A 10,873-nucleotide genomic window follows, 5' to 3' on the forward strand; every position below is an offset into this window, starting at 1 on the left:
GGAGGGTGTGGGGTGTAGACACTCCTTAGCGATTGCGGCGTCCCATTACTTACACAAAATATGTGTTTTAAAAAAGTTGAAATTTTATGCGTATTCTTCTAACTCTTCATCAGGCGCTAGGTGACTCCAACAAACCTCACAAAGAGACCATAAATCAATGGTTTTGCCTTTGTTTTCGTGGCCACATTCACCGCATTTGCAGACTTCAAGAATACCAACTGAGTTAATCATTTATTCAATCTTTTTTAATTTTTATTTATCGTGGGATTGCAGCATACGCAAGCTTATCCGCTTCTTCATTTAGAGGGTTTCCATTATGACCCTTGACCCATTCCCAAGACACGTTTAGGGCTTGGTTTAATGCGTCCAACTCTTGCCATAAATCAGCGTTCTCCACGGGCTTCTTAGAGGCATTACGCCACCCGTTACGCTTCCAGTTCTCTAACCATTCAGTAATCCCCTTGACCACATACTGACTGTCTGAGTAGACCACCACTGGATTATCTGGATAACGCTTTTGTAGTTCTTCAAGAGCCTTAATCGCTGCGGTTAATTCCATGCGGTTGCTGGTGGTCTGTAACTCACCTCCAGACCTCTTTAAACGCTTCTCACCCCTAGCCAATACAAAGCCCCAACCACCTCGTTTCTCTTGAGTGATACACGCTCCGTCTGTGTATGCGTAGTTGGTTTCAGTCACGTTGATTGTTTTTGTTGTTGTCATACTAGGTCTTGCTTCTTAGCGTCAGCAAATAGACGCTTAACGGTTGATTCTGATACGTTTAATGCTTCTGCTGTCTTGGAGATTGAAAGCCCCTCAGAGCGTAACTTAGCTACTTTCTTAGCGGTTGCTTTGACTGGACGACCAATCACTTTACCTTGCTTTCTAGCCCTTGCTTGTCCCTCAATGGTGCGTTCCCTAATACGATCTCTTTCAAACTCAGCAAACGCAGTAAACATACGCAACATTAACTTACCCTCTGAGGTCGTAAGGTCTCTTGTTGGTAGGTCTAGGCTGTGTACCTTAACGCCAATCTCTAAGAGCATTTCAATGGTCTGCTGTACGTCTATGTTGTCACGCCCTAAGCGGTCTAACTTCAAGACCACCAGCGTATCTCCTTTCATGAGTTTATGTTCAACCATAGCTTTAAAGCCTTTACGCTCCATTGCACAGACTGAACCTGATACTGTTTCCTCAACCACGAAAGAGCTATCAACCTCGTACCCCTTGTCTTTAAAGGCTTGCACTTGGTTTTCTGTGGTCTGCTCCGTTGTGGATACACGGCAATAAAAATAAGTTCTGTTACTCATACTCCCTCACTTGAAAATTAAAAGTAGGGTCATTTTATGCGCCTAGCTTAAAAAGTCAATAGGGGTATTTTTGAACCCCTAGCTGCTTGGTTCAGGTAAAGGGGTTCATAAACGAATGTTTTTGAGCTAGGCATAGCCTGACCACTCAATCAACTAGCCACTCTCTTTCAACTTGGTTAGCAATTACCGTAGCGGATTCTAAGAGCTTCTTAACGTCACTCTTAGCGTAATAGCCGTAACTCATGGTTTGCCCTGCTTTGTGCCCTACAAGCGTAGCTGTCTCAAATTCTTCCACTTTGGCTCTTTGTGCTGCGGTTGTGTAGTGAACACGTAGAGAGTGGAAAGACCTTGTTTTATCGTCTGTGATTCTCTCGACTTTGAAACGGGAGAATGCACGACCTGTCGTTTTTGTTTCAATACAAAGGGGTAGTGTTATGTCGTCCACTTGAGGCGGTAGAGGGACAACCCTCACGCCTGATGCGGTCTTACTCTTTTTTATGACCATACACCGCACACCATCAATTAACTCCTCATGTGCGTTACATATTTCGTTTAGACGTGCCCCTGTAAACAGACCTAACCTAACAACATTCTTAATGTTTTCAGGGCATTCCCTTAGTATTTGCTGTAACTGATGTTTGCTAAATAGTTGCTTTTGCTGTGTACCCTCACCACGATATTTACTCAAATCATGGTCACAGAAAGGGCTAATCTTCTGGTCTATCTCACCTAGCTTGTAAGCGTGAACCCATACAGATTTAAGACGGCTTAAATGCGCTGTAATTGTTCCGTGTGCATACTCTTGACCTAGATAGTCTACATACTCGACCACTTGTTTTTTGTGTATTTCTCTCAGGGGTATGTCTCTGGCTTTTAAGAACAATAAGAATCTTTCAGTAGCGTTTCTCAGCTTGCTAACCGTGTCAGGCGTAGCGTTACTACTACGACCTAATAAACTATTTAGCCCCTCCAAAAGCGTGTATGAGTAAGCGTGTTGGTTGTCTCCGTAAACCTCTTGCCTAAAGGCTGCTTTTGCAATGTCATTACGTGGTAGCACATCGTCAAAATCAATAGCTGAATCATTGGCTTGTAGTGCCCCAACATAAGGCTTTACTTGCTCAAGATATTGCTTGAATTGCATTCTGTCAGGGCTGTAAGCGCCTTGCAGTTGTGCAGCTAGTTCCCCGTTGAGCTTGTCACGTTTGATGCGTGCAGCTTTGACAGAACTGGTCTTTAAACTGATGGTTATATTTGTTTTGTTTGGGTAAAGGTGCTTGAGGTCTTTAGGTACTCTACGACAATAGACCCAAGTGTCGTGGTGAAGTTTTAGATAGCGGTTATTTGCTGATTTGCTGTTAGTTGACATAGGTATTAAACACTCGATAAGTTGCACGTAGTGTATCACGCCTTGTGTCCTGTAGCCCTTTGATAATAGGCTTTCCCAGAGGTGGTGGGGTTTTGGGGCACTTTGATGTAACCCAGTCCGGCCTTCTGTAGCCATTATACATCAACGGTTTATTAAAAGGTGTTATACACCAATGTTATACAGTTGAGTGCTGCAAAAAGTTGTCACCGAAAGGGGAGTCGTAAGGCTCCCTTTTTGTTACCCATAGAAAAATTAGCGTTGACGAATATTAATTGAGAAGTCCAAGGAGGAAGAATGTCACCAACAGAGAAGCAAGTTGGGTTGCTCTGTCCAATCTGTGGTAACGACCAGTTTGCATACGGTGATGATGAAAGGGTTAAGTGCTCTGAGTGCCGAGGGTAAGCTGATGTTGCAAATGTTTTCAGCCTTCGCAGAGTTTGAGCGAAACCGTATCAGAGCGCGAACAAAAGAAGGTCTTGAGCGAGCTAAAACTCAAGGGAAAAAGCTGGGCCGGCCAGAAGCCCATGCCACCACTCAAACAGTGCAAGTAAAAAAAAGCAGAGGGCTTTTCTCAATCAAAAACGGCAGAGGCACTAGGGCTGGGATTAGCCACAGTGAAAAGGCATTGGAATAAGTAAGCGTCCAGCATTTTTATGCTTTCCCAGCAGACCTAGCTCTTACGGCTGTTAGAGTGCTCACCCATTTCTGCCCTTAAAAGTATTAGCTTAGCGCGATGTGTCATAAAAAGGATAATGTTTAGCCTTAGTTTCTCTATCTGTTATCAACATAACAGAATGTGGTAAGTGACGGTCTTTTTTAATGTTTAAAATTTAAGGTGGTCTACTGGACTTTCTGTGTTAACAAATCTTGTACCCAATACGTGAGTGTAAATTTCTGTTGTTTTTACATCAGCATGTCCGAGCAAGTCTTGAACTGTTCGAATATCAGCACCGCTTCGTAAAATCTGAGTAGCAAAAGAATGACGAAATGTATGTGAGGTAACACGTTTAGCTATACCACTCATAATTACCGCTTGGCGTAATTGCTTGCGGTAAGCGGTTTCGTGAAGGTGGTGTCGGCAAACATAGCCATCGTAGGGGTGTTCGCAGCGAACTGATGATGGAAAAATATATTGCCACGATAAATCGTTAGCTGCACTCCCGTATTTTCGGATAAGCGATGCTGGCAATGAGGTGAGGCCGAACCCTTCACACTGATCGAGTTGGTGTATTTGTTTTGCTTGTTCAATTTGTTTAGTCAATATGCTATCAAGGGAATGCGGTAATATGGAATACCGGTCTTTACCACCTTTACCTCTGAAAACAAAAAGGGTGTGATTATCAAAATTAATGTCTTTTATCCGCAACTTTAACGCCTCATTGATTCTTAAGCCGCAGCCATAAAGTAACGCTGTGATAAGCCAATATTTACCTGATAAGTTGGCTAAAATCTGCTGCACTTCTGCTTGACTCAGCACCGTTGGCATCCGCTGAGGCTTTTTGGTGAAGGAATAAGCTAAACCATTAATTTCCCTCTTGATAATATGTTTGTACATAAAGATCAGCGCACACAAAGCTTGGTTTTGAGTTGCACTGCTGACTTGCCGAATGTTGGCAAGGCTAGAAAGAAATTGTTCGATTTCTTGGTTACCCATATCAATTGGATGTTTTTTGTTGTGGAAGTAGATGAACTGTCGTGTCCAATAAAGATAAACCTTCTCAGTTTGCAGGCTATACCGCCGAACCCTTAATTCCGCTCGGATTGATTCAATAAAGGGAGATGTTGCCATTTTTTTCACCACAACTGTGTTTATATACAGTTATAATGCTGTGGTGATGAAAAATCCAGCAAACAACCTAGAGATCGAGTAAAAAAGTCTCGCTTTTTTCTCCATGAAAAATGTAATTGTTTGAAAAATTTACCTTTAATTTCACGGTGAATCTATATGTCGCGCCATTAGTATTCTCGGTATGTAGAAGTCTCGCTTTCTCTTGAGAAGAATCTCTTGAAAACTGCGCTATAACAGTGCTAACTTGTTGGCATATATGAATTATTTATCTTTGGCTTTCGAATTCTTAGCTGTTTCTGGTTTGGGTGTAACGAGAAGTCCGGGTAATACACTGTTAGGGCAAGGGAGAATTTTAGTGCCAGTAAGAAGTTTTGATTTAGCTAGTATAGAGTCTTTGTCAAAGATATTGGGAGACACATCCCAAGGGCTTACTGGCTCTGAAATATCCAAATTCCTTGCAGAATGTAATGTCCCCGATCCAGGTCTTAATTCTACAAAGTGGAGGCGGCTATACGATTCACTATCGCAAAAGCAACAAAATGATCGGTGTGCAAATAATATCGTGTCCTTCATTCAACATGTAATGCGACCGTCGAGACATTTCGATAATCAAGAGTGGTTTGAGGATACCAGAGCTAAATTAAATAAAGTGTTGTCCTTTGAGGGGCTTGAGCTTGAGGAGGCTGGCAATGTAAAGCAGGTGCTCAAAACAAAGACCATATCAGAGTCGGAGGCTAGAGCAACTAAGCTCAAGCAGAATCTACTGTCTAGGCGTGTTCATACAGATGTCCTTTACTTTTGTAGAGCTGAATTGTTAGTAGATAATTACTTCCACGCCGTATTTGAAGCCACAAAAAGCATCGCTGAGAAGATCCGTTCTAAAACTGGATTAACTTCAGATGGCTCTGCTTTAGTTGACGAGGCTTTTTCGTTTAAAAGCAAAATACCCCATTTAGCCTTGAGCTCATTGCAAACTGAGAGTGAGCAGAGCGAACAAAAAGGCTTTGCTAACTTATTAAAAGGTATATTTGGTACTTTTCGGAATACGATAGCTCATGCGCCCAAAGTAACGTGGATAATTGAAGAGCAAGATGCTTTGGATATACTATCAACTGTTTCATTAATTCATAGGCGTCTGGATGGTGCAATTGAAGCCCAAAAAATGTACCAAGGCAGGCCCTAACAAGCGCATGTTGTCGGACTGGTTTTCCGCTGCGCTCCAAACCAGCCGCAAATGCGGGCGTTACACGGCTAAAGTGGTTCAATGGAAAATTATCACGATTCTTTTAAAAAATATGAGTCTGTGCTTTTAGAATGTACAAAGCTGTCTCAAGAGTATGCTGGAATACCATCACCAACCAGTTCTCATTTTTATGCTTCGCTGTTGTTTACGAAGTTATGTAATTGCGCTCACTCCATTGGTCGCTTGGCTCCAAAACCCGACCAGATTGGTAAGGATGCTCACTGGGATTACAGTTCTGTTGCATCTTTAACTAGAGATCTTATTGAGTGTTATCTTACTTTTTATTACCTGTGTATTGATAAATGCTCAAGTGAAGAGTGGAATGCTCGTTGGCAATTGATGAATCTACACGATCATCTATCAAGGGTTAAAATGTTCAATGCGTTAGGCATGGACTACGAGGAAAAGGAAGAAGCTAAGAGCGTAAAAAATGAAGTCATAGAAAATTTAAAATCAAACAAATGGTTTCGTAAATTATCTGATAAACAACAAACACACTTTTTAAAAGGCAAAAATGCCTTTTTCAAAAGTCAGGATGAAATTCTGACTGCAAGTGGTGGTAACGTCTCAGACTTCAGGTTTAAATACATATTTGCATCTAACCATACCCATACTTTCCCTATGGGCTTCTATAGAATGGCTGATGGTAATAGAGGTCGTGGTGTCGAATCACAAGTAGAGATTCAATACACAGGACTTTGTTTAGAGTGGGTTTCGGAGTATTTGCTTAAAGCAAAAGCAGAATTCGGCGGTAAATTTGAAAACCAGAAATAGTGTAACCTGCCGTGTAACAAGCGCTTCAACAAGGGCAAATACTGGTTGGCTCCTACGCTGCGCTTCGGATATTAGCCAACCAGCATTTGCCTGTTAAGCGGGCGTTATATGCTCGTGTGGGAGTAGATATTGAGCTCAAATTTCAACTACCGAATTGATGCTCCATTTAGCGAAAAGAACCGCTTTTTTAGGGTATGCGTTTATCTTGTCTTATTGCCGTTGTTTACCGGATTAAGCACAGGAATGATCTATGTATTAGGTGACTTGATGAATTTTGATATCAATGAACCTATTCGTAGCAGTGAGTTATCAGGTATAGAAATAACAATGTTTTTTGGTAGTTTTGGCCTTGTCATGTTAGCGCTTTTTGGCTTGATGCTATTCATCGCCAAAAAAACGTTTCAGAGGTTCAAAATTTAATGCAATCGCATATAACAAGCAAAGCCAGCCGACGCATACAGCGCGGCTGCTTTGAGCGTTAAGTGGCTTGGAGGCCGCATTTGATATTCGAATTTATTAGAAGCCTTTTTTCCTTCGATCTGCTGGTAGAGTTGAGTGAAAATAAAATCACTATGCAGAAATTTTCAACCGGGCAATTTATTGAAATTGAACCTTGGATAGCGTTGGAAGGCGCAAGGGGAAAAGAAAAGATTAAGGCTATTGGTCGAGAGGCTAAATCATTATCGGGGCCAACTGTTCAGACAACGAACCCTTTTTCACACACAAGAAGTTTTATCGGAAATTTCATGCTAGCTGAAAAAATTTTACAGCATGGCATTTTTACTTTTAATAACTCAAAGTTAAGAGCTGCGCCGAGAGTAATCATGCATCAACTAGAAAAAACTGACGGTGGTCTCAGTGATATAGAGGATCGTGTTTTACGTGAACTTGCAAGCGGGATAGGCGCAAGGGAAGTGTTGATCCATACTGGCAGTAAAATCAATGTGCGTGTCCAGAGCTATGATGATGTTAAAGCTAAAATCAAAGCCACTTAACAAGTTACTTAATTTTGTTCCGGCCACAAACAGCGTGGCCTCCACGGGACTGCCTACGCTGCGCTGCGGCAGCCCATTAGTAATGCGTTATAAATATAGTCAAAATCATCGCTAGGGAGCAGCAATGATAATTAGCAATAAATTAGAACCTGGAGATTTAGGTCATATCGTTAAGCAACATGGCTTACTCTATTCCAAAGAGTATGGGTATGACGTTACCTTTGAGGCATATGTTGCCGAACCCTTAGCTCAGTTTGCAAAACGTAATTGTAAACGGGAACGAATCTGGTTAGCCCGACTCAATGGCGAATTGGTCGGTACGATTTGTATTTGTGAAAATTCAAATACTGAAGCTCAACTTCGCTGGTTCTCAGTAGACCCAAAGGCTCGCGGCAAAGGTTTAGGGAAAACTCTAATTGAGCAGGCACTTAATTTTTGTATTGCGGAAAACTACTCCAAAGTAATTCTTTGGACGGTTGCAGGCTTGGCTGCTTCAAAGTCTCTTTACATCAAAAATGGATTTCAGTTAATCCATGAGGAAAAGTGCAAACTTTGGGGGCAAGCTCAGCTTGAACAGTGTTACGAAAAATATTTATAACAAAGCATTTAAGAGTGATTCCCAACGCTTGGCATTTTTCATTCCATCGTTGGGCTTTGTGTTTACGGTGGCGTGGTTTAGGCTAGATGGTAGCGTTGCTCACACCTTAATGCGGCGTTATAAGTCTAAATCTAGCATGGAGTGCTAATGTCAGAATCATGTAGTTGCGGCGAGAAGGTCGAAATTGGTGCAACAGTTAAATTTCATTGTAAAACCTGTGCAAGTGTTATTGAAAAATTCACGGTGAAAAAGCCACTGAAAGCTGCAGGTATAGCGGCGATACTTGCTTACGGTGGTAGTCAATTTATTGATTATGCAATAACCGATAACCGTTATCCTCTAGACATCGAATACGCAGTTTTAGAAGCGTGCTCTAGTTCATATAAGGAACCGCTATCATATAGCAGTTATGGTTCCAAGAAGAAGTTATGTCTTTGTGCTTTTGAGGATACGATGAACGAAATTTCATATATTCGATACAAAGTTGATGAAGAAGGGTTTTTGAAAGCTTTTGAACCGAATGTTGAGCAATGTAAGTAGCTTGGGCAAGCCCAAGCTACTTTTATTTAATCATCCAAGTAATCGTCGTTGTTTGGATTATGGGCATCAGCCCAGTCATCCATATCAGCATCATTATTCGGATTATTGATATCTGACCAAAGGTCTAGCTCCTCGTCAGACATAGTTGATGTATCTGGCATAGATCCCCCTACTTGCTTTTTGGTGGATTGTTACCGCGATCACCGCCAGAAGGATTGCCAGTTTTACTTGGACCGTTAGGTGGAGGAGTGGAGCCTGATTGGCTTGCTGCAGATTGCGCTCTTCCAGCGAATGATCCTTTTGGGACAACTCCGCCATTTGCTTTTGCAGTTGCCGACTGAATTCGAGCAGCAGCGGCTTTTGACATTGAGTTTTTAGACATGATTTACTCCTATTGAGTTAAAGAATACTGTCCCCGCTGGGACAGCCAGTTAAAAGTAACAGAGGTACCAGAGACAAATGGGGACAACGGAGCTTCAGGAAGAAATTAAAAGGTTGTTAGGTAAGTTAAAGTGGTCGCAAAAAAGGCTTGGTCGAGAACTTTATTATGCAAAATATGATGACGATGATGTTGTTGAAATAAGCCGCCATGAAGAAAAAGTAAAAAAAGATCTAATAAGAAAAAGCACTAAGACTGAGGTGTTACAATCCTACATGGATATCATTGTGAATCATGATGAATTTCAGAAGCTTGATACCATGGTTCCTACATACCAAAAAACTGGTGTGTTAAGTGAACGTATAGAAAGTGGTATGAATAATATTTCAAAGCTGGTTGGTGATCTAATTTCTAAGTAAACGACTTATAACAAGGCAATAAAGTCGGATCCGTAACAGCTTGCTCGGTTCCACTTCGTTTCACATTTTAGCAAGCTATTACTCACCGCTTATTGAAGCGTTAACTGCTTCTCGGTTTAAATTAATTCACCGATACTAGCTCTAATATCTGCAATTGTAATAAACAGTTTGTTATCAGCGTCTTTGAATGCGGTAAAACCGTATTTTTCATAGAAATATTCAGCGCCATCTTTTGCATCAACAATGACGACAGGGAAGGCGACGGTTTCACTTGCCATTAATAGCTTTCTAAGCGCATCAATCAAAAGCCACTCACCGAAACCTTGACCTTTGTAACTATGGTCAACGGCTAAGCGGGCAATTAAACCACCAGAAGTTACAGTGTGATGTTTCTTCTGTAATTTAAGAGGTAAATCCTGAATATCAATGGGTGTCATTGTTAATGTGTAATAACCAATAATGTGCTCAGGACATTGTTTATCTTCAAGAACAAAGGTACGAGTATTGTCTTTCTTAGCTTGTTGGCTTGCCATAACTTTTAAGTAATTGTTGAGTGCGGTAATGCCACAATCAAAACGATTTCGGTCATGTTTAGCTTTTTCTAATTGGACAGTATTCATTATTGAGTTTTATTCATATAACGTGAAGCTGCTTTTTGTAACTTGCTATTTGGTTTAGCTGGTTGGTCTAACGCAGTCATTAACGTCATAGCATCTTGCTGACTTAGTTGTAGGGCACGTTCACGTTCCATAATAGTTTTTGCTTTTTCTACAGCGGCACTAAGCACAAATGAGTTAATGCTAGACATACCAGCAATAGCCGCAGCTTGAGAGAGTAGTTCTTGTGTATCAATATCTACACGTGCTGTAATACGAGGTAATGCAGTCGCCATAATAATCTCCATTCGGTGTCAAAGTGGCACAAGTGAATTGTAGTGTAAATATTATACGCTGACAAGTTTCGTGTCATTTTGGCACGCAGTTAACAAATGCATCAACACGATTTGCTACACTCGGCGTTGTCAGTTTGCCTTTAGTTTCTGTGATTAAGGCGTAAAAATTCAGCTAGGTCTGTATCGTAGCAAACGTGTTATGCAGGCGTTAGCCGACAATCAGAAATTTGAGTTATGGAGAACTAAGTGAACGTAAGGAGAGCGATCAAGCAAGACTCCAGTAGGCTATTTGACTTAATTGGGCACAAAGCCGAGTTTGACCGGAGCATGAAAGGGTTTGACGGCGAAATTTCTACTACCATAGAGAAGATTGAACGAACCTTGTTTGGTGACTATCCGTTTGCTCATGCTTTGCTATTGGAAGTCGGTAGTGAAGTTCAGGGGCAGGGCGTCCGCATGAATGGTTAAGATTTAGGCGCTGATGTAAATCCGGCCACAAGGACTTGCTCCAAGAAGGCGGGGCTCATCATGCAGCGTTTCTGTTTCATCGGCACACTAATCTTAGTCGGC

18 protein-coding genes are annotated in these 10,873 nt (G+C 41.5%); 9 read left to right on the top strand and 9 right to left on the bottom strand.

Going from position 1 to position 10,873, the window contains the following annotated elements; genetic code table 11:
- Positions 1–84: 84 nt before the first annotated feature.
- The 4 genes from KU855_RS11170 to KU855_RS11185 all read right to left on the bottom strand — a co-directional run bounded on the left by KU855_RS11170 (position 85) and on the right by KU855_RS11185 (position 2,674).
- Positions 85–231 carry a hypothetical protein gene (locus KU855_RS11170; RefSeq protein WP_218530363.1) on the bottom strand — a complete coding sequence of 49 codons (147 nt, stop codon included), beginning with the start codon at positions 229–231 and terminating at the stop codon, positions 85–87.
- Positions 232–256: 25 nt separating this feature from the next.
- Positions 257–721 carry a ribonuclease HI gene (gene rnhA / locus KU855_RS11175; RefSeq protein ID WP_218530364.1) on the bottom strand — a complete coding sequence of 155 codons (465 nt, stop codon included), beginning with the start codon at positions 719–721 and terminating at the stop codon, positions 257–259.
- Positions 718–1,308 carry a recombinase family protein gene (locus KU855_RS11180; protein WP_218530365.1) on the bottom strand — a complete coding sequence of 197 codons (591 nt, stop codon included), beginning with the start codon at positions 1,306–1,308 and terminating at the stop codon, positions 718–720. Before KU855_RS11180 ends, rnhA begins: the two co-directional genes overlap by 4 nt.
- Positions 1,309–1,453: 145 nt before the next feature.
- Positions 1,454–2,674 (bottom strand): DUF6538 domain-containing protein, encoded by a 1,221-nt coding sequence (locus tag KU855_RS11185; RefSeq protein ID WP_218530366.1) that lies wholly within the window; start codon positions 2,672–2,674, stop codon positions 1,454–1,456.
- 406 nt (positions 2,675–3,080) lie between these two features.
- On the opposite strand from KU855_RS11185, the gene KU855_RS11190 reads away from it, so the two are divergent.
- On the top strand, positions 3,081–3,308 hold the full coding sequence (locus tag KU855_RS11190; RefSeq protein ID WP_256260988.1) for a recombinase family protein: 228 nt from the start codon (positions 3,081–3,083) through the stop codon (positions 3,306–3,308).
- A gap of 189 nt (positions 3,309–3,497) precedes the next feature.
- Here KU855_RS11190 and KU855_RS11195 read toward each other — a convergent pair whose 3' ends face one another.
- Positions 3,498–4,463: an integron integrase gene (locus KU855_RS11195; RefSeq protein WP_218530367.1), complete on the bottom strand. Its 966-nt coding sequence runs from the start codon at positions 4,461–4,463 to the stop codon at positions 3,498–3,500.
- Positions 4,464–4,719: 256 nt separating this feature from the next.
- Here KU855_RS11195 and KU855_RS11200 point away from each other — a divergent pair, with 256 nt between their 5' ends.
- From KU855_RS11200 to KU855_RS11225, 6 genes are all read left to right on the top strand, one after another.
- Positions 4,720–5,646 carry a TIGR02391 family protein gene (locus KU855_RS11200; RefSeq protein ID WP_256260989.1) on the top strand — a complete coding sequence of 309 codons (927 nt, stop codon included), beginning with the start codon at positions 4,720–4,722 and terminating at the stop codon, positions 5,644–5,646.
- Positions 5,647–5,727: 81 nt separating this feature from the next.
- On the top strand, positions 5,728–6,480 hold the full coding sequence (locus KU855_RS11205) for a DUF5677 domain-containing protein (RefSeq protein WP_218530368.1): 753 nt from the start codon (positions 5,728–5,730) through the stop codon (positions 6,478–6,480).
- Between the two features lie 129 nt (positions 6,481–6,609).
- Positions 6,610–6,900: a hypothetical protein gene (locus tag KU855_RS11210; RefSeq protein ID WP_218530369.1), complete on the top strand. Its 291-nt coding sequence runs from the start codon at positions 6,610–6,612 to the stop codon at positions 6,898–6,900.
- 80 nt (positions 6,901–6,980) lie between these two features.
- Positions 6,981–7,475 (top strand): rod shape-determining protein, encoded by a 495-nt coding sequence (locus tag KU855_RS11215; RefSeq protein ID WP_256260990.1) that lies wholly within the window; start codon positions 6,981–6,983, stop codon positions 7,473–7,475.
- 124 nt (positions 7,476–7,599) lie between these two features.
- Positions 7,600–8,073 (top strand): GNAT family N-acetyltransferase, encoded by a 474-nt coding sequence (locus KU855_RS11220; protein WP_218530370.1) that lies wholly within the window; start codon positions 7,600–7,602, stop codon positions 8,071–8,073.
- A gap of 147 nt (positions 8,074–8,220) precedes the next feature.
- A complete protein-coding gene (locus KU855_RS11225) occupies positions 8,221–8,613 on the top strand; it encodes a hypothetical protein (protein ID WP_218530371.1) in 393 nt (130 codons plus the stop codon).
- Between the two features lie 26 nt (positions 8,614–8,639).
- On the opposite strand, the gene KU855_RS18880 is transcribed toward KU855_RS11225, so the two are convergent.
- Both KU855_RS18880 and KU855_RS11230 read right to left on the bottom strand, forming a co-directional pair.
- Complete coding sequence (locus KU855_RS18880) at positions 8,640–8,774, bottom strand: hypothetical protein (protein WP_256260991.1); 135 nt, start codon at positions 8,772–8,774, stop codon at positions 8,640–8,642.
- An 8-nt stretch (positions 8,775–8,782) separates the two neighbouring features.
- Positions 8,783–8,995: a hypothetical protein gene (locus KU855_RS11230; protein WP_218530372.1), complete on the bottom strand. Its 213-nt coding sequence runs from the start codon at positions 8,993–8,995 to the stop codon at positions 8,783–8,785.
- A 77-nt stretch (positions 8,996–9,072) separates the two neighbouring features.
- Here KU855_RS11230 and KU855_RS11235 point away from each other — a divergent pair, with 77 nt between their 5' ends.
- Positions 9,073–9,411, top strand: coding sequence for a hypothetical protein (locus KU855_RS11235; protein ID WP_218530373.1), 339 nt, complete (start codon positions 9,073–9,075; stop codon positions 9,409–9,411).
- 116 nt (positions 9,412–9,527) lie between these two features.
- Here the strand turns inward: KU855_RS11235 and KU855_RS11240 are convergent, their stop codons facing one another.
- Entirely contained in the window at positions 9,528–10,034 is a 507-nt protein-coding gene (locus tag KU855_RS11240; RefSeq protein ID WP_218530383.1) for a GNAT family N-acetyltransferase, read from the bottom strand.
- A complete protein-coding gene (locus KU855_RS11245) occupies positions 10,031–10,303 on the bottom strand; it encodes a DUF1778 domain-containing protein (protein WP_218530374.1) in 273 nt (90 codons plus the stop codon). The genes KU855_RS11240 and KU855_RS11245 overlap by 4 nt, the downstream gene beginning before the upstream one ends.
- A 246-nt stretch (positions 10,304–10,549) precedes the next feature.
- Between KU855_RS11245 and KU855_RS11250 the strand changes: the two genes are divergently transcribed.
- Positions 10,550–10,771 carry a hypothetical protein gene (locus tag KU855_RS11250; protein WP_218530375.1) on the top strand — a complete coding sequence of 74 codons (222 nt, stop codon included), beginning with the start codon at positions 10,550–10,552 and terminating at the stop codon, positions 10,769–10,771.
- Positions 10,772–10,873 lie beyond the last annotated feature (102 nt).

Origin of the sequence: Shewanella sp. NIFS-20-20 (assembly GCF_019209865.1) — a bacterium.
Taxonomy (GTDB): domain Bacteria; phylum Pseudomonadota; class Gammaproteobacteria; order Enterobacterales; family Shewanellaceae; genus Shewanella.

Coding starts and splice junctions, on each gene's coding strand:
- KU855_RS11235 (WP_218530373.1), top strand. CDS start 9,073: ATGGGGACAACGGAGCTTCAGGAAGAAATTAAAAGGTTGTTAGGTAAG.
- KU855_RS11220 (WP_218530370.1), top strand. CDS start 7,600: ATGATAATTAGCAATAAATTAGAACCTGGAGATTTAGGTCATATCGTT.
- KU855_RS11170 (WP_218530363.1), bottom strand. CDS start 231: ATGATTAACTCAGTTGGTATTCTTGAAGTCTGCAAATGCGGTGAATGT.
- KU855_RS11225 (WP_218530371.1), top strand. CDS start 8,221: ATGTCAGAATCATGTAGTTGCGGCGAGAAGGTCGAAATTGGTGCAACA.
- KU855_RS11205 (WP_218530368.1), top strand. CDS start 5,728: ATGGAAAATTATCACGATTCTTTTAAAAAATATGAGTCTGTGCTTTTA.
- rnhA (WP_218530364.1), bottom strand. CDS start 721: ATGACAACAACAAAAACAATCAACGTGACTGAAACCAACTACGCATAC.
- KU855_RS11230 (WP_218530372.1), bottom strand. CDS start 8,995: ATGTCTAAAAACTCAATGTCAAAAGCCGCTGCTGCTCGAATTCAGTCG.
- KU855_RS11185 (WP_218530366.1), bottom strand. CDS start 2,674: ATGTCAACTAACAGCAAATCAGCAAATAACCGCTATCTAAAACTTCAC.
- KU855_RS11190 (WP_256260988.1), top strand. CDS start 3,081: ATGTTGCAAATGTTTTCAGCCTTCGCAGAGTTTGAGCGAAACCGTATC.
- KU855_RS18880 (WP_256260991.1), bottom strand. CDS start 8,774: ATGCCAGATACATCAACTATGTCTGACGAGGAGCTAGACCTTTGGTCA.
- KU855_RS11195 (WP_218530367.1), bottom strand. CDS start 4,463: ATGGCAACATCTCCCTTTATTGAATCAATCCGAGCGGAATTAAGGGTT.
- KU855_RS11180 (WP_218530365.1), bottom strand. CDS start 1,308: ATGAGTAACAGAACTTATTTTTATTGCCGTGTATCCACAACGGAGCAG.
- KU855_RS11245 (WP_218530374.1), bottom strand. CDS start 10,303: ATGGCGACTGCATTACCTCGTATTACAGCACGTGTAGATATTGATACA.
- KU855_RS11200 (WP_256260989.1), top strand. CDS start 4,720: ATGAATTATTTATCTTTGGCTTTCGAATTCTTAGCTGTTTCTGGTTTG.